General features: G+C 61.6%; 21 protein-coding genes. 15 read left to right on the top strand and 6 right to left on the bottom strand.

Going from position 1 to position 22598, the window contains the following annotated elements; translation table 11 throughout:
* Window positions 1-103 precede the first annotated feature (103 nt).
* From FJ248_03830 to FJ248_03790, 9 genes are all read left to right on the top strand, one after another.
* Window positions 104-754, top strand: a complete 651-nt coding sequence (locus FJ248_03830) for a DUF502 domain-containing protein (GenBank protein MBM4120017.1) — start codon at window positions 104-106, stop codon at window positions 752-754.
* Window positions 751-1290, top strand: a complete 540-nt coding sequence (locus FJ248_03825) for a GNAT family N-acetyltransferase (GenBank protein MBM4120016.1) — start codon at window positions 751-753, stop codon at window positions 1288-1290. Before FJ248_03830 ends, FJ248_03825 begins: the two co-directional genes overlap by 4 nt.
* A gap of 280 nt (window positions 1291-1570) precedes the next feature.
* The gene (locus tag FJ248_03820; GenBank protein ID MBM4120015.1) at window positions 1571-2428 is read left to right on the top strand and encodes a TIGR00730 family Rossman fold protein; all 858 of its coding nucleotides are present in this window, start codon (window positions 1571-1573) and stop codon (window positions 2426-2428) included.
* Entirely contained in the window at window positions 2425-3822 is a 1398-nt protein-coding gene (locus FJ248_03815) for an MBL fold metallo-hydrolase (GenBank protein ID MBM4120014.1), read from the top strand. The genes FJ248_03820 and FJ248_03815 overlap by 4 nt, the downstream gene beginning before the upstream one ends.
* Window positions 3812-4975, top strand: a complete 1164-nt coding sequence (locus tag FJ248_03810; protein ID MBM4120013.1) for a P1 family peptidase — start codon at window positions 3812-3814, stop codon at window positions 4973-4975. The genes FJ248_03815 and FJ248_03810 overlap by 11 nt, the downstream gene beginning before the upstream one ends.
* Window positions 4976-5056: 81 nt before the next feature.
* Window positions 5057-5284: a hypothetical protein gene (locus tag FJ248_03805; GenBank protein MBM4120012.1), complete on the top strand. Its 228-nt coding sequence runs from the start codon at window positions 5057-5059 to the stop codon at window positions 5282-5284.
* Window positions 5285-5313: 29 nt separating this feature from the next.
* Window positions 5314-6516, top strand: coding sequence for a hypothetical protein (locus FJ248_03800; GenBank protein ID MBM4120011.1), 1203 nt, complete (start codon window positions 5314-5316; stop codon window positions 6514-6516).
* A 135-nt stretch (window positions 6517-6651) separates the two neighbouring features.
* A complete protein-coding gene (gene gcvT / locus FJ248_03795; GenBank protein MBM4120010.1) occupies window positions 6652-7734 on the top strand; it encodes a glycine cleavage system aminomethyltransferase GcvT in 1083 nt (360 codons plus the stop codon).
* A gap of 3 nt (window positions 7735-7737) precedes the next feature.
* Window positions 7738-8256 (top strand): NUDIX hydrolase, encoded by a 519-nt coding sequence (locus FJ248_03790; protein MBM4120009.1) that lies wholly within the window; start codon window positions 7738-7740, stop codon window positions 8254-8256.
* 385 nt (window positions 8257-8641) lie between these two features.
* Here the strand turns inward: FJ248_03790 and gcvP are convergent, their stop codons facing one another.
* Window positions 8642-11551 carry an aminomethyl-transferring glycine dehydrogenase gene (gene gcvP, locus FJ248_03785; protein MBM4120008.1) on the bottom strand — a complete coding sequence of 970 codons (2910 nt, stop codon included), beginning with the start codon at window positions 11549-11551 and terminating at the stop codon, window positions 8642-8644.
* 133 nt (window positions 11552-11684) lie between these two features.
* Here gcvP and FJ248_03780 point away from each other — a divergent pair, with 133 nt between their 5' ends.
* From FJ248_03780 to FJ248_03760, 5 genes are all read left to right on the top strand, one after another.
* Window positions 11685-13340, top strand: a complete 1656-nt coding sequence (locus tag FJ248_03780; protein MBM4120007.1) for an FAD-binding protein — start codon at window positions 11685-11687, stop codon at window positions 13338-13340.
* Between the two features lie 2 nt (window positions 13341-13342).
* Window positions 13343-14017 (top strand): response regulator transcription factor, encoded by a 675-nt coding sequence (locus FJ248_03775; GenBank protein MBM4120006.1) that lies wholly within the window; start codon window positions 13343-13345, stop codon window positions 14015-14017.
* 6 nt (window positions 14018-14023) lie between these two features.
* On the top strand, window positions 14024-15517 hold the full coding sequence (locus tag FJ248_03770) for a heavy metal sensor histidine kinase (protein ID MBM4120005.1): 1494 nt from the start codon (window positions 14024-14026) through the stop codon (window positions 15515-15517).
* A gap of 72 nt (window positions 15518-15589) precedes the next feature.
* Entirely contained in the window at window positions 15590-15775 is a 186-nt protein-coding gene (locus FJ248_03765; protein MBM4120004.1) for a hypothetical protein, read from the top strand.
* Entirely contained in the window at window positions 15772-17247 is a 1476-nt protein-coding gene (locus tag FJ248_03760; GenBank protein MBM4120003.1) for a DegQ family serine endoprotease, read from the top strand. Before FJ248_03765 ends, FJ248_03760 begins: the two co-directional genes overlap by 4 nt.
* A 112-nt stretch (window positions 17248-17359) precedes the next feature.
* On the opposite strand, the gene rimO is transcribed toward FJ248_03760, so the two are convergent.
* Complete coding sequence (gene rimO / locus FJ248_03755; GenBank protein MBM4120002.1) at window positions 17360-18805, bottom strand: 30S ribosomal protein S12 methylthiotransferase RimO; 1446 nt, start codon at window positions 18803-18805, stop codon at window positions 17360-17362.
* Between the two features lie 72 nt (window positions 18806-18877).
* Here rimO and FJ248_03750 point away from each other — a divergent pair, with 72 nt between their 5' ends.
* Window positions 18878-19417 (top strand): gamma carbonic anhydrase family protein, encoded by a 540-nt coding sequence (locus tag FJ248_03750; GenBank protein MBM4120001.1) that lies wholly within the window; start codon window positions 18878-18880, stop codon window positions 19415-19417.
* Here the strand turns inward: FJ248_03750 and FJ248_03745 are convergent.
* The 4 genes from FJ248_03745 to FJ248_03730 all read right to left on the bottom strand — a co-directional run bounded on the left by FJ248_03745 (window position 19414) and on the right by FJ248_03730 (window position 22277).
* On the bottom strand, window positions 19414-20142 hold the full coding sequence (locus FJ248_03745) for a hypothetical protein (protein ID MBM4120000.1): 729 nt from the start codon (window positions 20140-20142) through the stop codon (window positions 19414-19416). The two genes, FJ248_03750 and FJ248_03745, sit on opposite strands and share 4 nt — an antisense overlap.
* A complete protein-coding gene (locus tag FJ248_03740) occupies window positions 20132-21292 on the bottom strand; it encodes a hypothetical protein (protein ID MBM4119999.1) in 1161 nt (386 codons plus the stop codon). Before FJ248_03740 ends, FJ248_03745 begins: the two co-directional genes overlap by 11 nt.
* Before the next feature lie 210 nt (window positions 21293-21502).
* Window positions 21503-22036 (bottom strand): peptide-methionine (S)-S-oxide reductase MsrA, encoded by a 534-nt coding sequence (gene msrA, locus FJ248_03735; protein MBM4119998.1) that lies wholly within the window; start codon window positions 22034-22036, stop codon window positions 21503-21505.
* Between the two features lie 22 nt (window positions 22037-22058).
* The gene (locus FJ248_03730) at window positions 22059-22277 is read right to left on the bottom strand and encodes a DUF2892 domain-containing protein (GenBank protein ID MBM4119997.1); all 219 of its coding nucleotides are present in this window, start codon (window positions 22275-22277) and stop codon (window positions 22059-22061) included.
* Window positions 22278-22598: the final 321 nt, after the last annotated feature.

Genomic DNA, 22598 nt, shown 5'->3' with positions numbered 1-22598 from the left:
GTCCGTCTTCACGGGCAACAGAATAGTGGAATCATGCACGAAGATCAAGCGTCGCGCTGAGGAGGTGGCGCTGGGTCTGCGGGCCCGTATTTGATACACTGGGATGCAGCGAGGAGCCATGCCATCGTGGTGGCAGTACATCCAGCGTCAGTTTGTGACCGGGGTGCTTGTGCTGGTTCCGGGATGGGTCACCATCCTCATTCTCCGCGCGCTGTTTTCCACGCTCGACCGGCTGCTGGTCAATCTGCTGGGCGAATCGATCATGAGCACCATCCCCGGTATCGGCTTGCTCTCGTTACTGGCCCTGCTCCTGTCCGCCGGCATGCTGGTCACCCATCTCCATCTGGGGCGGCGCTTACTGGAAGCGGGGGAGGCCTGGCTAGACCGCATTCCCCTCGTCCGCAGCGTGTACCTGACCCTCAAGAGCATGACCGATGTCTTTCAGTTTCATGCGCAGTTTGATCGCAGCATCGTCGTCGTCTTTCCCTTTCCCCGCGAGGGGCTCTGGGCCATTGGATTTGTCATGGGGATTGCCCCGGCCGCAATCCAAGCAGTCCCTTCGGCGCCCCTCTCGATGGTGTTTGTGCCCACGGCGATCCATCCTTTTACCGGCTTCTTGGCGTTCATTCCGCCGAACCGGCTGACCCCGATTGCACTGCCCCCCGCGGAGGCCATGAAGATGGAGTTCTCGGCCGGACTCTACCGGCCCAAACCCGGCTGGCTGGACGCACCTGAAGCGCAACGCAAGTTATGAAGAAGCAAACCGCAGTCCGCCCTCCAATCATCATCCGGGCAGCCACCGCGGCCGACGTGAAGACCCTGGTTCGGTTCAGCGCCGCCATGGCGCTCGAAACGGAAGGCCGCCGACTCGACCAGAACCGGCTTCGAAAAGGCATCGAGGGCGTACTCAACGCACCGGCACGCGGTTTTTACAAAGTTGCCGAGCTGACAACCAGGACATCCCGTGCCGTTGTGGGACAACTTCTGGTCACTTTTGAATGGAGTGATTGGCGGAACGCCACCTTCTGGTGGATTCAAAGCGTCTATGTCGATCCGGCCTGGCGGCGCAAGGGGGTATATCGGACCATGCACGAAATCATTCTCGAGGAGGCTCGGCAAGGCGGGGATATCTGTGGCGTCCGACTCTACGTTGAAGGTGACAATGCTGTCGCCAAGGCGGTGTACAAGAAGGTCGGGCTGAGCGCCTCGTCCTACCATGTGTTTGAAAGCGATTTTATGCTTCGCAAGGCGGGACGCACGCCCCGAGCACGAAATACATCCGGGACGTGAACGCCGCGTTAACCGGGCCACGAGCCGCTTCAGCCGCATGTTCGCCTGCCCCTAACTCTTCACGCGAGTGGCTTTGATCGTCGCGGCCCCCCTAGGACTCTTCTCTCCAGCAGGAATACGCTTGTTCCGTGATGCCGAGTGTCTGGCAGGCGTTGCCCTCAAAAAAAGGACCGATCGGTTCAGGCTCGTGCCGTTCCGAGAGGCGCAGAAGAAGCAGGGGGGTCGTGAAGGGACCGCTGCGTATTGCCGGTCTTCTGCGAGATCGCTATAATCAGGGTCCATGGGAAAAGCGCCCCGCGACCCTCGGCATCTTGCGAACAGGCTCCTCCGTTCCCGCTCCTATCGTCGGGCCGATCAAGACATCGACTTTCTAAACCGGGACGAATTGCGGCCAGTTCGGCTCCAACTCGAACTACTCAAGCCAGAGTTGATTCAGCAGCAGGAAAGCATCCGATCCACTATTGTCGTGTTCGGCAGCGCCCGCCTGGTCGAGCCAAAGACCGCCCAGGCCAAGCTTAAGCGGGCGCGGGCGGCGGCGGCCAAAAAACCGCATAGCGCGGTGCTCAGGCAAGCCGTCTCCATCGCGAGCAAACAGCTCAAACTGGCCCCGTTTTACGATGAAGCGCGCGAGTTCAGCCGGCTGGTATCCTCCACCTGCCAGCTCAACGGGCTGTGCGAGTACGTCATCGTCACGGGTGGTGGACCGGGCATCATGGAGGCGGCCAATCGCGGCGCGGCCGATGTTGGCGCCAAGTCCGTCGGGCTGAACATCACGCTGCCGTACGAGCAGAAGCCCAATCCCTACATCACGCCCGCCCTGTGTTTCCAGTTCAAATACTTTGCCCTGCGCAAGATGCACTTTCTGCTACGCGCGAAGGCGTTGGTGGCCTTCCCCGGCGGATTCGGCACCATGGACGAGCTCTTCGAAACGCTGACGCTGATCCAAACCGGCAAGGTCGAGGGGGTGACGGTCGTGCTGATGGGCCGAGCGTTCTGGGACCGGGTGATCAACTGGTCCGCGCTGGTCGAGGCGGGCCTAATTCATAAAAAGGATTTGCGCCTCTTTCATTATGCGGAAACCGCCCGGGAGGCCTGGGCGCTCATCGCGAATCGCCACGGAGTCGCGCCGGAAAAATGAGACTCACCTTCCACGGTGCAGCCCGCTCAGTTACCGGTAGCCGGCATCTGCTACAGACGAGCAGTGCGCAGGTGCTGCTGGACTGCGGGCTGTTTCAGGGACAGCGCCAGGAGGCGGAGCGGCGCAACCGCCAGCTCGGGTTCGACCCCGACGCCGTCAGTGCTGTGTTGATCTCCCACGCTCACATCGATCACAGCGGCGCCCTGCCGGTGCTAACCAAGCACCGGTTTCGGGGCAAGGTGCATTTGACGAGTGGCACAGCGGATCTGACAAAAATTCTTCTTGAGGATTCCGCCCGCATCCATGAAACAGATTGTCGCTATATTAACAAGGAGGAGCGGAGACGCGGCCGGCAGTGCCGCGCGCCTTTTTACGACACGAACGACGTGCACGACATTGTCAGGCGGTTTTCCAGCGTCCGGTACAACGAGGCGGTCGCTGTCCATCCACGCATCAAAGCCTCCTTCCATGATGCGGGCCATATTCTCGGCTCCGCCGCCATCCGCGTCGCAGTGACGGAGAAGGGCAGCACGAGCACGTTTCTGTTCACAGGGGATCTGGGGCGCCCGGACATGCCTATCCTCCGTGATCCGGCCAGCCCCCCGCCCTGCGACGTGCTCATTATCGAATCCACCTATGGCGATCGGCTGCACGAGCAGGCAAGTCGGGTCCAGGCCGACAAGATAGTGGAGCTGGTGGCTCATGCCCGGGCACACAAGAGCAAGATCATCGTACCAGCCTTTGCCGTGGGGCGCACGCAGGACATCGTCATGCGGATCAAGCAACTGGTGCGCGAAGGTCGGATTGAGCCCTTTCCAATTTTCATCGACTCACCGCTCGCCACCCGGGCCACGGAAATTTTTCGCAAGCACCCGGAATATTACGACGAGGAGACGTACCGGACGCTCACAGCGGAGGGCGATCCCTTCGGCGCGCGCTACATCCGCTATGTGTCCTCAGTGGCCGACAGCAAAAAACTCAACGAGATGAAAGGCCCCTGCATGATCATTGCCGCCTCCGGCATGTGCGAAGGCGGGCGGGTGTTGCATCACCTCAAACACGCGATCCAGGATCCGAGCAACGTGATCGTCATCGTCGGATTCCAGGCCGAGCATACGTTGGGGCGCAAGCTGGTCGAGAACTGGGATGTGGTACCTATTTTTGGGATTCCCATACCTCGCCGCGCGCCGGTCGAGCGGTTTAACGGTCTGTCGGCCCACGCCGACCGGAACGATCTGCTGGCCTATGTGCGGGCGATCACGCCCAAGCCGGGCAAGGTTTTCGTCGTACACGGCGAAGAGAAACAGGCGGTGTCGCTTGCAGCGGCCATTCAAGCCGAGCATCCGTCCATCCGCGTCATCGTCCCGTACCAGGGGAGCACCTATGAAATTTGAGCGGCTGTTGCTAGCGAGCCTGGCGGTACTGGCCCTGCTCGCGGGCGCTGTCCATGCCGGCGCCGCAGACGAACCCCGCCAGCGCGTGCGCGAGCTGGGTGTCGTCATCGGGCGGTATGACCCAGGGCCGCACAATGCCATCACCGATGTGGTCGGCGTGAAGGTCGGGCAGGTCACGCTGCGCAAAGGCGATGGGCCGCTCAAACCGGGCGAAGGGCCCGTCAGGACCGGCGTCACCGTCGTGATCCCCCGTGACGATATCTGGCACAAGAAAGTCCCGGCCAGCTCCTTCGTGCTGAACGGTACTGGAGAGATGACCGGACTGGCTTGGGTCGCAGAGTCCGGATTTCTCGAATATCCCATTGCGCTCACCAACACGATGAATGTGCCACGAGTGGCTAACGGCGTGATGAGCTGGATGATCCATCGCTATCCGGGGATCGGCATTACCGACGATACGTTGACGCCGGTCGTGGCCGAATGCGACGACAGTCGCTTGAACGACATACAGGGGCGGCACGTCTCCGAGCAGGACGTACTCAGGGCGCTGGATGGGGCGACTGGGGGCCCGGTGGCGGAAGGCTCGGTCGGGGCCGGCACCGGCATGGTGTCCTACGGATTTAAGGGGGGCATCGGCACCGCCTCGCGCCGCCTGTTAAAAGACGAGGGCAGCTACACCGTCGGCGTGCTCGTCAATGCCAACCACGGCCGTCGCGAAGAGCTGGTTATCGGGGGGGTGCCAGTTGGCAAGCTCTACACGGACGAGCGCCTGGCGTCTGGCGCCGAAGGCTCGATCATCATCATCATTGCCACCGACGCGCCGCTGGACAGTCGTCAGCTTGGCCGGCTGGCGAAGCGCGCTGCGATAGGGTTGGCGCGCACCGGCTCGACGGTGCGTCACGGCAGCGGGGATTTCATCCTGGCCTTCTCGACCGGTAACACGATTCCGCACTATCCGAAGGCGCGCACCTTCGACATGACTCATCTCTCCGACGCGCACATCAATCCACTCTTCACGGCGACCGTGGAGGCCACGGAAGAGGCGATTCTTAACGCCCTGACCATGGCGACGACCACCGTGGGGCGCGACGGGCACCGCGTGGAGGCCATTTCCCTGCCCCGCGTGCGCGCAATCCTGTCAGTCACCCAATAAGCGCCTTGCATTTCCTGGCAGGGGCTGTCTATGCTTGCGCTCGCAGGTGCAAATTCACCATTCATCAGTGAGGTCGGCACCATGGCGACGTATCAAATAGGTGGAGGATTGAAATTACTGACTGCGCTGGAGAAGACCCAGACCTTCGCGGAGTTTTTGCAGACCCTCATGACCCGGGCGTTGGAAGCGGAGGACCCCACGGAATTGCACTATTTGCTCGCGCAGCTCGACGACTACCATTCCTACATGTGGCGCTATCACAAGAAACTGCAGGCGGAGCGGGGCGACCGAGCCAATCTCCCCGAATAACGCGCGCCGCACGGGCGCAAGGAGCCACGATGCCGAGCCGGGTCCAGACCGCGATGAGGTTTTCAGCCGCCGTCTCGCGCGAGCGTGACGCGGCGCAGGCTGGCCGTTCGCTCGGTCAGGCTGCCCGGCGCGACCTCGACGGCCTATCGGCCGATTTGGCCTGCCTGTTCTTTTCTCCGCATCATGTCGACTCAATAGACGAACTGGTCGAGGCGGTCCGGCGTGAGCTGAATCCAGGTTTGCTGCTCGGCTGTTCCGGGGAGGGCGTGATCGGTGGAGGCGAGGAAATTGAAAGTGCGCCGGCGGTCACGCTCTGGACAGCCAGCCTGCCCGGCGTCTCGCTGACGCCGATCCATCTGCCGGCGGGGCGAGACGAACATGGCGCCTCCATGGACGGGTGGCCCGGAAGGCGTCATGACGGCGCGTCGCCCCCGTCATTGCTGCTGCTGGCCGATCCTTTTTCTGCTCCCATGGAGGAAGTGTTCGAGAGCCTTGCGGAACGGTGCTACGGCGCCCCGGCAATCGGCGGGCTGGCCGGTGGGGGCCGCGACGAGGGCGGTAACCGGCTGGTGCTCAACGGGAACATTTATAGCAGCGGCCTTGTCGGCGTGGCTGTCTCAGGCCCGGTATCGATCCGAACCGTCATCTCGCAGGGCTGCCGGCCGATCGGGGAGCGGTACATGGTCACCCGATCGGAACAAAACATCATTCACGAGCTTGGTGGCGTGCCGACGCTAGAGCGACTTAAGGCGCTCTTTGCATCGCTGAGCAACGACGAACAGCAGTTGGCTCAGCGCGCGCTGCATCTTGGTGTGGTGATGGACGAAACGCGCAACCGATTTGAGCGAGGCGATTTTCTCGTGCGGAATCTGATTGGCGCCGATCAGCAGACCGGCAGCGTGGCCATCGGGGACATCGTTAAGGAAGGCCAGACCATCCAGTTCCATTTGCGGGATGCACAATCGGCCACGGAGGATCTCCATCTCATGCTCGCCGCTGAGCGGGCGCGGCATCCCAAGCCGCCGCTGGGTGCGCTCCTCTTCAGTTGTTGCGGCCGGGGGCGCGGGCTGTTCGGACTGCCGCACCACGACGTGTCCATTGTCCGTGAGCGGGCCGGCGAGATTCCGATAGCGGGCTTTTTTGCCCAAGGTGAGATCGGCCCCGTGGGCGGGCGCAACTTCCTGCACGGCTATACTGCCAGCGTCGTGCTGTTTTCTGAGCCGGACGTCTGAACAGGGATGCGAGGGGGCAGGTGCCAGCTCATTCTGCCTCCGGATCTCGGCTACGGGGACCGGGAAGAGGGCATTTTGATTTCACCCCCCGCCACCCTAGGGGGTGAGATGGAATTGCGGGAACTGCGCTGAACGATGAAACGTACGCCGTTGTACCAGGCCCACCTAGCCGCCAATGCCAAGCTCGTGAATTTCGCCGGCTGGGAGATGCCGATTCAGTATTCCGGTGTGGTGGACGAATACCAGACCGTCCGTACGGCCGTCGGGCTTTTCGACGTCAGTCATATGGGCCGGCTCACCGTGGAAGGCAGCGACGCGGTGGCGTTTCTCAGGCTGGTCACGACGACGAATCCGGAACCGCTGGCCGTGGGCGCAGCGCAATATTCGATGGTGTGCAATCCCTCCGGCGGCGTCAAGGACGACATTTTCCTCTACCGACTTGCGCCCACACGGTTTCTTGTCTGTGTCAATGCCTCGAATCGCGAACAGATTTTTTCCTGGTTCTGCGCTAAGGCCCCGCAGGGCGACATACGCCTCGAAGACGAGAGTTCATTTGTTGCCCAGATCGCGGTGCAGGGGCCACAGTCGCCGGCGACCCTGCAGGCCATCTGTCCGGCCGCCGCCACACTCAAGCCGCGCCAGTGCATGGAAATGTCCATTCTTGGCACGCAGGGTGTCGTGTCCAGAACCGGCTATACGGGTGAAGTCGGCTTCGAACTTTACCTGCCTGCTTCCGCTGCAGTGAAAACCTGGGACGCACTATTGCAGGCCGGCGCGGCAGTTGGCATCAAGCCCTGCGGCCTGGGCGCCCGCGATCTGCTGCGTCTGGAGGTCGGCTATCTGCTCTATGGCAATGACATGGACGAGCAGATCACGCCGCTTGAAGCGGGCGCATCCTTTGCTGTGGATTTCACTAAAGGCGAGTTCATCGGGCGGTCCGCGCTGGTTAAGCAAAAAGAAAGCGGCCCCTCAAAGCAACTCGTCGGATTCGAATTGATCGAAAAGGGCGTCCCGCGGCACGGCATGCATGTCCGGGCGGAGGGGGCACCCATCGGCGTTGTGACCAGTGGCAATTTGTCTCCGCGGCTTCAGAAGGGGATTGGCCTCGCGTCGGTGCAGGCGAAGTACGCCGAGCCGGGCACGCGTATCCAGATTGACATCCGGGGCCGTATGCAGGAGGCCACGATCGTGAAGCCGCCTTTTTACAAACGGAAATAACGCGTGATCAACACCATTTTCAAAGGCAAGGTCGTCACGCTCAATCTGGAGACTGTCACGCTACCCACGGGTGCGACTGTTGAGCTGGAGGTCGTCCGGCACCCCGGTGCGGCCGCCATCGTGCCGATGAAGGATACGCGGACGGTCGTCCTGATCCGGCAATACCGACTCGCGGCGGGAGGATTTATCTACGAAATTCCGGCTGGGAAACTGTACCCCGGTGAAGATCCGAAGCTCTGCGCCGAGCGCGAATTGGAAGAGGAGATTGGCTATCGAGGAGGGACGATCAAACCGCTCGAAACATTTTTTACAGCCCCCGGTTTTACCGACGAGGTCATGCACCTGTTCCTCGCCACGAATCTCGTCAAGACAAAGCAAAAACTCGATCATGATGAAGTGCTAGAAGTGGTCGAGATGTCGCTCGATGAGGCGATCGCAAAAATCAGAGATGGCACCATTCGCGACGCCAAAACCATCGTCGGTCTCCAGTCCGTCTATCTCCGCCAGCGTCTGGCTAAGTAGGTTTTATCTGTTCCAGCAGCCCGCAATATCCGGAATAGCCTGTCGTAAAAGTGTGGAGCCGCATCGCGCGATGAGTGCGCGGAGTCACGACGAAGAGAGGCGGACTCAAAGAACACGGTGACCAAGCGACAGACCGCGTAGAACGATCTTAGGGGAAGGACTAGGGGAGCGGACGCGGGAACACGGATCGGTCTAAAGGCGGCCGGTCCGTGTTCCCGCTTTTTTGTTTTGCACCAGCTGACGCGCCGGCGGGGGGCATCCCTCACGGCGCGGGCGGTCTTGTCCGTCCCCGCCCTGCCCGCGCCGAGATACGCGCTGATCCTATGGCAAGCACATCCCGGTCATGCGCCCTCGGCCAGCAACGGGATGCACCAGATTGCCGCACCTAGGATTGATAGCTGTCGATCGGCGGACACGTACACACGAGATTCCGATCCCCGTAGGCGTCGTCAATCCGTGCGACAGAGGGCCAGAACTTGTGCTCGCGCGTCCATGACGTCGGAAACACCGCCTGCTCGCGCGAGTACGGATGTGTCCAATTTGTCGTCGTCACCTCGTGCATCGTGTGGGGCGCGTTCTTGAGTGGGTTGTCGTCCTTCGGCAGGCGGCCGTCCGCGATCTCCTGAATCTCTGCACGAATCTTGATCATCGCCTCGCAGAACCGGTCTAATTCGGCCTTCGACTCGCTCTCCGTCGGCTCGATCATGAGGGTGCCGACCACGGGCCACGAGACCGTCGGGGCGTGAAAACCATAGTCCATCAGCCGCTTAGCCACGTCCATCGCCTCCACGCCGGCGCTTTGCTTGAATGGCCGCACATCGAGGATAAATTCGTGCGCCACGCAGCCCTGCTTGCCCGTGTAGAGGACGGGATAATGCTTCTCCAGCCGCTTGGCCATGTAGTTGGCGTTCAGAACCGCGACTTTCGTCGCCTTTGTCAGTCCCTCCGCCGCCATCAGCGCGATGTAGACCCAGGAGATCGGCAGAATGCTGGCGCTACCGTAGGGCGCAGCCGAGACCGGCCCAATGGATTCCTTGCCGCCCATCCGCGTGATCGGATGGCCAGGGAGGAACGGCACCAGATGTGCGGCGACGCAGATCGGGCCGACCCCTGGCCCGCCCCCCCCATGCGGGATGCAGAAGGTTTTATGCAAATTGAGGTGGCAGACGTCCGCGCCGAAGTCGCCAGGGCGGCAGAGCCCCACCTGCGCGTTCATGTTAGCGCCATCCAGATAAACCTGTCCGCCGTGCGCGTGCACGATCTGGCAGATTTTTCGGATGCCTTCCTCAAAAACGCCGTGCGTGGAGGGATAGGTCACCATGAGCGCGGCGAGTTTGTCACGGTGCTCCTTGGCTTTGGCCTCGAGATCGCCAAGGTCTACGTTGCCTTTGCTGTCGCAGGCCACTGGCAGGACGGTCATGCCCGCGATCACGGCGCTGGCGGGGTTCGTCCCATGCGCCGAGACAGGAATCAGGCAGACGTGGCGATGCCCCTCGCCACGGTGCTTGTGGTAAGCGCGGATGACCATAAGGCCCGCATATTCACCCTGCGAGCCGGCGTTAGGCTGCAACGATGTGGCGGCAAAGCCGGTGATCTCGGCCAGCCGGTCCTCCAGTTGCCGGAACATTTCCTGATAGCCCAGTGTCTGCTCGACCGGCGCAAAGGGGTGGAGACGACCGAAGCCCTTCCACGTGATTGGAATCATTTCAACGGACCCGTTAAGTTTCATTGTGCAGGAGCCGAGCGGAATCATCGAGTAGACGAGCGAGAGGTCTTTATCCTGAAGCCGCTGGATGTAGCGCGTCAGCTCGTGCTCCGAGTGGTAGCGGTTGAAGACCTCATGCGTTAGATACTTGCTCGTGCGCGCGAGATGCTTCGGGTAGCCGAGGGCGACCGTGCCCGATAATTCCTGCACAGTGAATGGCACCGGTTGGCCGCCCGCAAAGATTTCGAATAGCGTCTGCACTTCCGCCGGCGTCGTCACCTCGTCGAGCGAAATCGTAATGTAGCTCTCCTCATGGCGCCGGAAGTTTATGCGGCGTTCAATGGCGCGCGCGACGATCCGCGGCACCGACTGATGCGGCGCGCGGCCCATCGGACGGATTTTCAGCGTACCGAAGCTGGGCGTCGGTCCGACTTCGTAGCCGAGGCGGCGCAAGCCTTCTGCCAACACAACCGTGAGACCGTGCACGCGCTCGGCGATGCGCTTCAAGCCCTCCGGCCCGTGATAGACAGCGTACATGCTGGCCATGACCGCGAGCAGTACCTGCGCCGTGCAGATATTGCTATTGGCCTTGTCGCGGCGGATGTGCTGCTCGCGAGTCTGGAGCGTCAGGCGATAGGCCGGTCGCCCCGCCTTGTCCCTCGAGACACCGACGATCCGTCCCGGCATCTGCCGCACGTAGTCCTGCTTGCAGGAAAGAAAAGCTGCATGGGGCCCGCCGAAACCCATTGGCACGCCGAAGCGTTGGCTAGAGCCTACGGCAATATCTGCGCCGAATTCCCCCGGCGGTTTCAGGAGCGTCAGCGCCAGTAAATCCGTGCTCACCACGACCAGCGCGCCGTTCGTGTGCGCGGTCTCAATTAGTTCGTGGTCGTCCCGGAGAGTCCCGTCCGTTGTCGGATATTGCAGCAACAAGCCAAAGAGGTCCTGTTTGGCAAAATCGACGTCCTCCACGCCGCCGATATGCAACGTGATGCCTAGCGGTTCCGCGCGGGTTTGGATGACGGCGATGGTCTGCGGGTCGCAGTCCTTCGCCACGAAGAAGCCGGTTTTTTCCGCTCCGCCCGCGACAGTGCGGTGGGCTAGGCGGTGGCACATGGTCATAGCCTCGGCGGCCGCTGTCGCGTCATCCAACAGGGAGGCGTTCGCGCAGGGCAGGCCGGTCAGGTCCGCGATCATTGTCTGGAAATTGAGCAGCGCCTCCAGCCGTCCCTGCGCGATCTCGGCCTGGTAGGGCGTGTACTGTGTGTACCAGCCGGGATTTTCGAGAATGTTCCGCTGGATGACCGGGGGCGTGATGCAATCGTGATAGCCCATGCCGATGAACGAACGGAACACTTGATTGCGGTCGTGCATGGCGCGCAGCTCGGCCAGCACGTCGAACTCGCCGCGGATCGCACCGAACGTGAGCGGCTGGCGCATCCGGATATCCTCCGGCACGACCCCCTCAACGAGCGTATCAAGGGACTTCAAGCCCAGGGTCGCCAACATTTCCTGGATGTCGGCATCAGTGGGTCCGATGTGGCGGTGCACAAATGTATCGATCGGATTTAGGAAGGATTGCGGGCTCATGGTCCTCCAGAAGGGGGTAATTCGCTCCCCTATTTTGCATGGGAGAACACGACCGAAGCAAGACCTCTCTTGAACAGTTTTGATTCTTACGCCATGATAAAGCCATAATGGCTGCTGGGTTTGTTTTTGCCTCATGAAAGTGCACGATCTGCTCATCGTCGGCGCCGGGCTGGCCGGCATGCGGGCGGCCCTCGCGGCGCCCCCGCAGCTTGACGTCGCCCTCGTCTCCAAGGTCCACCCCGTCCGTAGCCACTCGGTCGCCGCGCAGGGCGGCATCAACGCCGCGCTTGGCCGCGACGATTCCTGGGAGGCCCATGCGCTCGACACGGCCAAGGGTGGTCATTTCCTCGGCGACCAGGATGCGATCGAGGCCATGTGCCGGGAGGCGCCGGAAAGTATTCAAGACCTCGAACGCATGGGCGTGATCTTCAGCCGGGACCAAGACGGTCGTATCGCCCAGCGGCCCTTCGGCGGGGCCGGCTTTCCTCGCACCTGTTACGCGGCCGATCGCACCGGCCACGCGATCCTCCACGCGATGTACGAACAACTTATGAGGCGCGGCTGCCGCGTCTACGAGGAATGGTACGTGACATCGCTAATCGTGGAGGAGGGCGTCTGCCGCGGCGTTGTCGCGTGGGACATTCTCAAGGGCGGGCTGCACGCCATCGGCGCCAAGGCAGTCGTGCTGGCCACGGGCGGCAGCGGCCGCACCTTTCTGACCAGCACCAACTCCGCCATCAACACCGGCGATGGCATGGCGTTGGCCTACCGGGCCGGCGCACCGCTTGATGATATGGAGTTCGTGCAGTTTCATCCCACCACGCTTAAGGACACGGGCATCCTGATCACCGAAGGCGCACGCGGCGAGGGCGGGTATTTATTGAACACACTGGGCGAGCGGTTCATGAACAAGTACGCGCCGGAGCAGATGGAGCTGGCCACGCGCTCGACCGTGTCCCTCGCGATCGGGCAGGAAATTTCAGAAGGTCGCGGCATAGATGGGTGCGTATTGTTGGATCTGCGGCATCTCGGGCGACAGCGCATTCTCGAGCGGCTGCCACAGATTCGGCAGCTCGCGCTCGAATTTGCCGGCATGGACCCGGTCGAATCGCCGATACCGATCAGACCCGGTGCCCACTATCAGATGGGCGGTGTGAAGACGACGATCTGGGGTGAGACGAGCGTCCCCGGCCTCTACGCGGCGGGAGAATGCGCCTGTGTGAGCGTGCACGGAGCCAACCGACTGGGAGGCAATTCGCTCCTGGAGACGATTGTCTTTGGGCGCCGGGCGGGCTTGAGGGCCTCCGAGTATGTTGCAACCGTCAGACCACGCGCACTTGCAAATGTGACATTGAAGGAAGAGGAAGCACGTGTGCAGCGGCTGCTGGCTAATCATGGCAGCGAACGAGCCTGGCAGGTCCGGGACGTGCTGGGTCAGACCATGAGTCTGAATCTCGGCATCTTCCGTACGAAAGCATCGATGACTGAAGCGCTGGCTGTTGTTCGGGGCCTATGCGAACGGGTGGATCGGATGTGGGTGCAGGACAAGGGGCGGATTTTCAATTCTGATCTCATTCAGGCTTTGGAAGTAAGCTGTCTTGTCGAGATTGCCGAAACGATCGTAGCCGGCGCGCTCGCGCGCGAGGAGAGCCGCGGGGCGCACTACCGCGCTGACTTTCCCAAGCGTGATGATCAAAAATGGCTGACACACACTCGGGCCGTGCGCGCGCCGGACGGCCCGCGCCTGGCCTACGTCCCGGTGACCATCACGCACTTCAGTCCGTACTAGTCATGCGCATTCTTGTCGTCGAAGATGAAGCCAAGGTCGCCTCCTTTGTGAAGCGGGCGCTGGAAGAGGAGGGCTATGCCGTGGATAGTTGCGCCGACGGTGCCGAAGGGCTCGAACGCAGCCGCGGCGGCAGCTATGATCTGATCCTGCTCGACGTCATGTTACCGGCACGTTCCGGCGTGGAGGTGGTCAAGGAGTTGCGTCAGCAGAAAATTACCACGCCGGTGTTGCTGCTCACGGCGCAAGCGCGTACGGAGCAGAAAGTCACCGGGCTCGACGCGGGTGCTGACGACTATCTGACCAAGCCCTTCGCCATTGAAGAACTCCTCGCCCGCGTGCGCGCGCTTCTGCGCCGTAGCAGTGGGGAAACATCCGGCATGCTTCAGATTGACGACCTCATGCTCAATCCGGCTACGCACGAGGTGACACGGGGGGGGCAGAGGATCGAGCTGACGGCGAAAGAATATGCGCTGCTGGACTATCTCATGCGCAACGCCGGGCGCGTGCTCACCCGTCCGTTGATTGCCGAGCGGGTCTGGAACCAGGACTTCGACACCTACACGAACGTCATCGATGTCTACATGAGCTATCTGCGCACCAAGATTGACAAGGGCCGGCCCCGCAAGCTGATCCACACGGTGCGCGGCAGCGGCTACGTGCTGAAAGCCGAGAGCTAATGGTGAATGGCATATAGCCAGAGCCGTGAACCGCACTCAGAAGGGCGAAAGTCTTCCATGGCTAGAAGCCAACAGCCATCAGCTATAGGCTCCGGGCTATCGATTCGCGTCCGCCTCACGCTCTGGTACGGCATGGCGCTCGCGCTCGTGCTGGTCACCTTTGCCGGCGTGCTCTATTCCGTCATGGCCAGGGAGCTGCGTGAGCAGGTGGATCAGTCCCTCGCGACCGCCGCGGAGACGGCCATCCGCTCGATCGAGCAGACGCGCGCCACTCCCTCCTCGCAATTCGAGGATCTGGCCGCGCAGTTCCCTGAGTTGGCGGTGATGGACAAATTCTTCCAGATTTTCAGCCCTACTGGCGGAGTCACGATCCAGTCGCCGCACCTTAAGCCGCACAACGAGCTGCTCAGCCGTGCTGCGCTCGACGCCGCGCTGGCCGGCCAGACCATCTACCAGTCCGTCCGTTTCTCAGACGAATCGCCCATGCGGCTGTTCGCCGTACCGGTCTTCGACGAGGCGGAGCACCTCGTTCATATCGTCCAGGTCGGCACTACGCTCCAGCCGGTCGAAACGATGCTCCAGCGGCTCCTGCTCCTACTGCTCATTCTCCTGCCGGTTGCGCTGGTCGTCTCGCTGGCCGCCGGCTGGTTTCTGGCCGGTTGGGCCCTCGCGCCGGTGGGGGGGATTACGCAGGCTGCCCGGCGTATCGCGGAGGGGGATCTTGGTCAGCGGCTGGCTGTGCCCCCGGTTCGCGACGAGCTGGGCACGCTGGCGGCCACATTCAACGAGATGATCGCCCGACTGGACGCCTCCTTCCAAGAGATCCGGCGGTTCAGCGCAGACGCCTCGCACGAATTGCGCACACCGCTCACGGTCATGAAAGGTGAGACGGAGCTGGCCCTGCGGCGAGCCCGGCCGGCGGAGGATTACAAGCTGGTTCTCGAAAGCAATCTGGAGGAGATTGACCGCCTGACCCGCATTGTGGATGAATTGCTGTTTCTTTCCCGCGCTGATCTGGGCGAGGTCAAAATGGCCACGCTGCCCGTTCGATTCGACGACCTCGTGCGCGATGTGCAGCAGCAGGCGGCGGTGCTAGGACAGGAGCGGGGCATTCAGATCGTGCTCGGCTGGCTGATGCCGGTGACGATTCTTGGCGACGAGTTGCGTCTACGCGAACTGTTGCTCAATCTGGTGGACAATGCCGTGAAATATTCCAAGCCGGGTGGCCGCGTGGATGTCGGCCTTGTTACAGACGGCAGTCAGGTCAGGCTGACCGTGTCCGATCAGGGCATCGGCATCGAACCGGACGCACTGCCGCACCTCTTCGACCGGTTCTATCGGTCCGCCGGCGCCCGCACCCATGCCAAGCAGGGGACGGGACTCGGCTTGGCAATCTGTAAATGGATCGTCGAGTCGCACAAGGGCCGCATCGACGTGCAAAGCAGGCCCGGAGAAGGTGCACAGGTTACAGTTACCCTGCCGTTGGCCATCGAAAATTAACGACTTTTAATCTTCCGTTAATCCTCCTTTCATCTTCGGTTGGTACCTTCCCGGTCATACAGGGAGGGCACCATGAGCTGGCTCACCAAGCGGGTCCAGACGGCGCGTCTTCGGGGAAAGAAGAAAGTGAAGCGGGCGAAGCAGATGCTGCTGCGTGTCCGCTGGCGTGTAGACGTGTTCGTTCCGTCAAGGTTTTTATCTGGTGCGCGGCTGCCGCAGGATCGGTGGCCGGCGTTGTACGAAGGGAGGGCCTCATGAATACCATCCTCAAAGCAGCCGTATGGGGGGGCGGCGTCCTGGCGCTGGCCGGGTTGACGGTCATGGCCCTTGGACCGGCGCCACCGCCGGCAGCTGCTACGGCTGCGGTCACGACTCAGGCGCTTCCAGCGCAGGGGTTTGCCGACATCGCACAGGCAGTCACACCGGCGGTGGTGAATATTGTCACGACGCGCGCTCAGGGCAAAGACTCGCACGCGCAACCGGAGGAGTTCTTTAATTTCCCCTTTCCCTTTAGCCCGCACGGGCCGAGGGATTTTCGCGCCCCGCGCAGCCCGCGCGGGGAACCGGACATGCCGGAGCATCGTGGCAGCGGGCAGGGCTCGGGCGTGCTCGTCACGCCGGATGGCTACGTGTTGACAAATAATCACGTGGTAGACGGGGCAAGGGGACTGACCGTCACGCTGCCAGACAAGCGGGAGTTCAAGGGGAAGATTGTCGGAACCGATCCCAAGACCGATCTGGCCGTCGTGAAAATTGACGGGAAGAATCTGCCATACGTGGCCTGGGGGGATTCCTCGAAGTTGCGTGCGGGCGACTATGTGCTAGCCGTGGGCAATCCCTTTGGGCTCAATTCCACGGTGACGCTGGGCATCGTGAGCGCGCTGGGCCGTGGCAAGATGGGCATTACGCAGTACGAGGACTTCATCCAGACGGACGCAGCAATCAATCCGGGGAATTCCGGCGGGGCGTTGGTAAGCACGGCAGGCGAACTGGTCGGGATCAACACGGCTATCTTCTCGCGGACCGGCGGCTATCAGGGGGTCGGGTTTGCCGTGCCGACGAGCATGGGCAAGCCGGTGTTCGAGAGTCTCGTGAAGACCGGGCACGTCACGCGCGGCTATATGGGCGTGAACATCCAGGATGTGACGTCGGAGCTGTCCGCATCCTTCGCATTGAAGGAGGCAACGGGCGCGCTCATTAGCGAGGTGAAGGAGGACAGCCCCGCCGAGCAGGGGGGGCTCAAGGCCGGCGATGTGGTGCTCGCTTATCAGGGGCAGCCTGTCGCTGATGGCGTGGCGCTGCAGCGGCTGGTGACGAAGACGCCGATCGGCACAAGGGCTGTCGTAACGGTTATCCGCGAAGGGCATGAGAAAACCCTGAACGTGACGATTGGCGAATTGTCGGAGCCAGTCAGGACGGCTAGGGGGGACCCTGAATCAGGTGACCATGCATTGGCCGGGGTGGCCGTTCAGGACCTAGATCGTCAGACAGCGAAGGAACTGGGTCTGACGGCAAAGACGCAGGGCGTCGTCGTCACCGGCGTGGAGCCCGACAGCGGGGCCGAGCAGGCGGGCCTGCAGCCGGGGGACGTGATTCGGGAGATCAACCGAAAGCCGGTCGCCTCCGTCAAGGATTTCGAGAAACTGGCCTCAGGGGCGAAGAAGGGCGAGCGTGTCCTCGTGCTGATCAACCGCCGCGGCGCAACGCTGTTTCTGTCGGTGAAGGTATAGGAGCAAGTAATCAGTGCGCCGCGAGGAGTAAGTAGTTCTGAAGAGGATCGGCCCGCTTCTCGTGAGAAGAGAAGCGGGCCGATTGTTTTTCACTGAAATTGACGACTTCTGTTCAATTCACGATATGCCCGACCAGGTCGTAGGTGGTGGCGTCGGTGATGCGGACCCGCACCAACTCGCCTGGGACGGCCATTCCCTCATTGATATAAATTACGCCGTCAATCTCGGGCGCGAGCCCTTCGTGGCGGGCTTCCAGGAGATGCTCGGTTTCCTCTGAGGCGCCGTCCACCAGCGCCTCCACCGTGCGGCCTACCATGGCGCGGCTCTTGGCCAGCGCAATGGGTTCCTGGACAGCCAATAATTCGTTGCGCCGCTCGTTCATGACCGCCCGGTCCACTTTGCCGTCCAGTAGCTCGGAGGGTACGCCGTCCTCGTGAGAATAGAGAAATGCCGACACGCGGTCAAAGTCCATCTCCCGGACAAAGTCCCTCAATTCAGCAAACGCCGCATCGGTTTCTCCCGGGAATCCCACAATGAATGCCGTACGGAAGGTCAGGCCAGGGACGCGCGTGCGGAATCGTTCAACCAGTGCCGTGAGATCGGCCTTCCCGCCCAGCCGGTGCATGCGCTTGAGCAGGGCGTCGTTGATGTGCTGGAAGGGCATGTCGATGTACTTGGCCAGCGTCTCCTCGCCAGCGTAGAGAGCAATCAATTCGTCCGTGACCTGCTGCGGGTAGAGGTAAAAAGGGCGAATCCAGCGCAGGCCCGTAACTTTGACGAGTTGCTTTAACAATGCGGGCAGACCATCACGAAGCCCCAGATCGACGCCATAATTCACCGTGTCCTGTGAGATCAAATTCAATTCCTTGACGCCCTCAGCGGCGAGTTGCGTTGCTTCGGCGACGATGGATTCGATCGGGCGGCTGCGCTGCTTACCCCGCATAAGTGGGATCGCGCAAAAAGCGCAGTTGCGGTTACAGCCCTCGGCAATTTTCACGTAGGCGGAATGGGACCAACCCAGCCGCACGCGTGGCGCCAGCTCGTCGTACAAATACGGCGGTTGGCTGATGAAAACGCGCGACTGATTCCGTTTTGGCGTGAGGAGTTTTTTGCAAATTTCAGCGATCCGGCCGATCTCGCCCGTGCCGACCACGCCGTCTAGCTCGGGCAGTTCTTGAAGCAACTCGCCCTGGTAACGTTGCGCGAGGCAGCCGGCCGCGATGAGCACCTTGCAGGAGCCCGCCTGTTTGAGTTCGCCGTGCTCGATGATGGCGTTGATGGATTCCTGCTTCGCTTCTTCAATGAAGCCGCATGTGTTGATGATGATGACTTCCGCCTGATCAGGGTCGGACGACAGCTGAAAACCATGTGCAGCAAGCGAGCCCAGCATGATCTCCGCATCCACCTGGTTCTTCGTGCAGCCCAGATTGACGAAGCCGAGTGTCGTCTTTGCTGCCGGCTGGCTTGGGGTGGGTTGAATTACCGCGCGCCGATGCGGCTTTGTCGTGGCGTGGCGTGCCAGTTTAGCCGGGGCCATGGGGAGTGTCTTGCGTGCCATGCGGTGAGTCTACGGGACGGTCTCCAAACGGGTCAACTTGATTCGGTCGCACGATGCCTTTAGCATGGCCGCATGATTCGCGCCTTTCAGGGCAGTCAGCCCGTGATTCCCAAGTCCGCCTACGTTGAGGATACCGCCGTCGTTATCGGCGATGTGATCCTGGGTGAGCAGTGCAGCGTCTGGTTCAATGCAGTCATACGCGGTGACGTCCACTATATCCGCATCGGGGACCGGACCAATGTGCAGGACCTTTGCATGCTCCACGTCACGCACGAGACGCATCCGCTTGTCATCGGCAGCGACGTGACGATCGGTCACAGCGTCGTGCTGCATGGCTGCACAATCAAGGACCGGGTGCTGATCGGCATGGGTGCCATCATCATGGACGGGGCGGAGATCGGGGAGGATAGCGTCGTCGGAGCGGGTGCACTGGTGACGGAAAACAAGATCGTTCCACCCAGGAGTCTACTTCTCGGCTCACCTGCAAAAGTGATCCGGCCTGTGAACGCGAAAGAGCTGGGCTGGATCAGAGAGTCGGCGCAGAATTACATCAAGTACGCCGGCCAGTACGTAAGCAATTCGGCCAAGTCCACGACCGGATTTAGGATCTAAACGCGGGACGTCCTCGATTCACCCACCCGGATCAGGCAGATCGGATCCTCCACCACGGCGGTCGGGTAGCACTTCGGTTCCACCACGCAGGCAATATTCCGCCTCCGACACCAGTCGGTAATCCAGTTGATTTCCTCTGTCGAGGTGGTGACCAGGCTCGGCAATTGGAGCCTGCGCAGGCAGCGGTCAGCGAGCGCCACGACTGCAGCGCGTTCCGTCGAAAACGCGGCGGTGTCAAACTGTACGGGGTTTGCCCTGCCGTAGGAGAGCGCCGAGAGTGCGGGAAACTGCTCCGGGTCGTTGAGCACGCTGACGATCCAGACATGGTCGAAGGTTGCGTCAATTGCGCCGGCATCCTGATAGTGAAAACGAAAGGGGAGGCTGTCGCAAGTACGATTGAGCGTCTGAACCTCGTCTTCGCGCAGATTGCAGGCCGTCACAGTTCGGCCAAGCTCCATCGTCTCCATGGCCAGCATCGGCAACTCCGCCACGCCGGCCCCGACGTAGAGGCTGTGACCACCCTTCGCAAGCCGGGTGCGCAGGACTTCAGCAAATTTTATGCCGAGTCGCTGACAGAGGCCCTGCTTCGCTTTCCAGAAAGCGTCGCCGCCCTCATCGCAATAGATACGGCCGAGCAGGGGATAATCCAGCCGTTTGAAGATGGCGGCGATCGCGGACCGGGTGTTTGGGTGCAGGGCGGCCGCCCGCTTGATGCTAGTCTTCATGCTCGATTGGCTCGAGCAGCGTGAACCGTTTGGCAAAGCGCAGACCGTAGGCCCGCGCACCGGAGATCACGGCCTGCTGGACTTCGCGCGGCAGGCCTTCGGGGGGGTGCACGCCGCCCAGTTCACGCGGGAAATGTTTAATGAACAGCGCAGCGAGATGTGCCGTCGCCCAGGCAATCGGGGAAGTGAACCGGCCGCGCCGGCGTAACTGATGCAAAGTGGGGACCTGCACGTCCCACCGGAGACGCGCGTGGTGCTCGCCTTTGACGCCCTCAATCACCACGGCCATGGAAAACCGCGCGTGCGAGAGCGCTCCGTGGCGCATCAGTTTAGCAATCTGGCGCGGCGTTGCCGTCTTGGGGAAATGCTTGGAGGGCACACGCCGCGATTTGCGCAATTTGCCTAGCCGATACCAGCGGCGTAGCCGCTCGAAGTCGTTGCCGCCGATTTTCACATCCAGCGATCGCATGGGAATGATGCGCGGCAGCGTGCAAACCTCGTCCTGCGCTGCCAGCACGACCCCCACCGGTCCGATGGGCGGGGAAAAGCGGAATACCTCTCGCTCGCTGAAACGAGGGGCCAGCTTGAAGCGCCCGTTGCGGTAGATCCGCGGCCGCGAGACGGCTTCGTCGTACGACGAGTCCGGCGACCACTGGGAGACCGCTTCGTCGCTTTCCGTCTGCTCGTAGAGCCGGATCTGTACGGATTCGATCCGATCCAGCACGTCCGCACTGCGGGCCACGAGCAAATTCGTGAGGCCGGGTGCCACCCCCGCGTTGATCACAGCCGTGCGATGTTTATTTCTGAGCCGACGGTCGAATTGAAGCTGTTCAACCTGAAAGGGGTTGCCGCTGAGATGCGAGGCCATATCGAGGTAATGGGCGTTGAGACGCAGGGCTGCCCGCAACGCGGTGCGATTGAATTGAGCCGGCGCGCAATTGACCAGCAGATGGCACCCGCGGCCCGCCTTCGCAATACTCAGGACATTGCGGGCGGAGACGGGTTTGACGGGAACCGTGGCGTGTTTACCCAGAAACCGAAGGGCCCGCGCGGGGTCCTTGTCGCCACACCAGACGTGATGCCCGTGGCGTGTTAGCACCTGGGCGAGTAACGAGCCGGTGGCGCCGGTTCCCAGAATGAAGATTCGCATCGAGCCGTCACTCTACCACAATCCTGCTGTTGGAGTTCTAGATCGGCGTTCAGTTAGGCATGACCGGGCGGACACCCTTAGCCTATTTCCAGGGCGGGATTGGATCCGTGTCGGCCCAGAGGCTCTTCCGCTCGCCGCGCAACAGCTTCAAGGCCTGCGCGGCGATGGGCCACCCGAGTAGCCCGATAAGGAGGATGGCACCCAGGCGCATCAAGTCTTGAGCTTGGCAGCGAACTGTTTGCGAAATTTGGTGACCTTTGGGCCGACCACATAGCTGCAGTAGCCCTGCATCGGATTGCGGACGAAATAGTCTTGGTGGTAGTCCTCCGCAATGTAAAAATCCGTGGTCGGGACAACTTCCGTGACGATGGGATTAGCGTAGATCTGATCGCGCGAAAAGGCCGCGATGACATCAGCCGCCACGCTCTGTTGTTCCGGGGAATGGTAGAAGATTGCCGAACGGTATTGCGTGCCCGCATCGTTACCTTGCCGGTTCAGCGTCGTTGGATCGTGAATCACGAAGAATATTTCCAGCAATTCTCGGAAGGTGATCGTCGTCGGATCAAACGTCACCCGCACCACTTCCGCGTGGCCGGTGCGCCCCGAGCAGACCTGCTCGTAGGTAGGGCAGGCATTCCTGCCGCCCATGTAGCCGGACTCAACTGAGGTCACGCCCTGCACTTGATCGTAGACGGCTTCTAAACACCAGAAGCAGCCGCCAGCCAGTGTGGCAATCTCGATCATGCGTGGGGGGCAATGCTGGGCGTCAGCGTGTTGGCGTAGAAGTCGCGCAGGAGCCGTCAGTCCCGCACGCGCGGTCTAGGATGAAATACACGGGGCAGAAGCCTGTTATCGCGCTTTGCAAGAGGGTCACACCCAGAATGCCCGGCAGAAGCAGCCAGGTCGGACTGGCGTAGTAGCTCAGCGCCACGCCAAGTGTCAGTACGGCTCCGACGATGCCGTCGTGAATGCGTCGTGTGTTCATGGGCGACCTCCCTGATAAATGACGCTCCCCCCATAATGCTTACTATACCAAACAACAGAGGACGGATCAGCGTGTGTTTCGCTTGACCGAGTTCCGTGACGGAACTGCCGCCCCCCGATTTCTGCTGAATCCTCCGTCGGCTGATGGAGGGAGCATGGCAGCACCACCACCTTACTGCGGGGAGACATTGTCACGGACCGTCGGTCCTGCCTGTTGGACGACTGGATTGAGCGGAAAGGGGGACTATCCCGGGGCGCCGTGTCCGGCGCGCCGGGATAGCAAGGAATCTTACTTCAGGTGCTTGCTGACCAGCTTAGTCAT

It is taken from the genome of Nitrospira sp. (assembly GCA_016873435.1).
Classification (GTDB): Bacteria; Nitrospirota; Nitrospiria; order Nitrospirales; family Nitrospiraceae; genus VGXF01.
The sequence above is the reverse complement of the archived record's forward strand: the minus strand, read 5'-3'. Positions and strand labels throughout refer to the sequence as shown.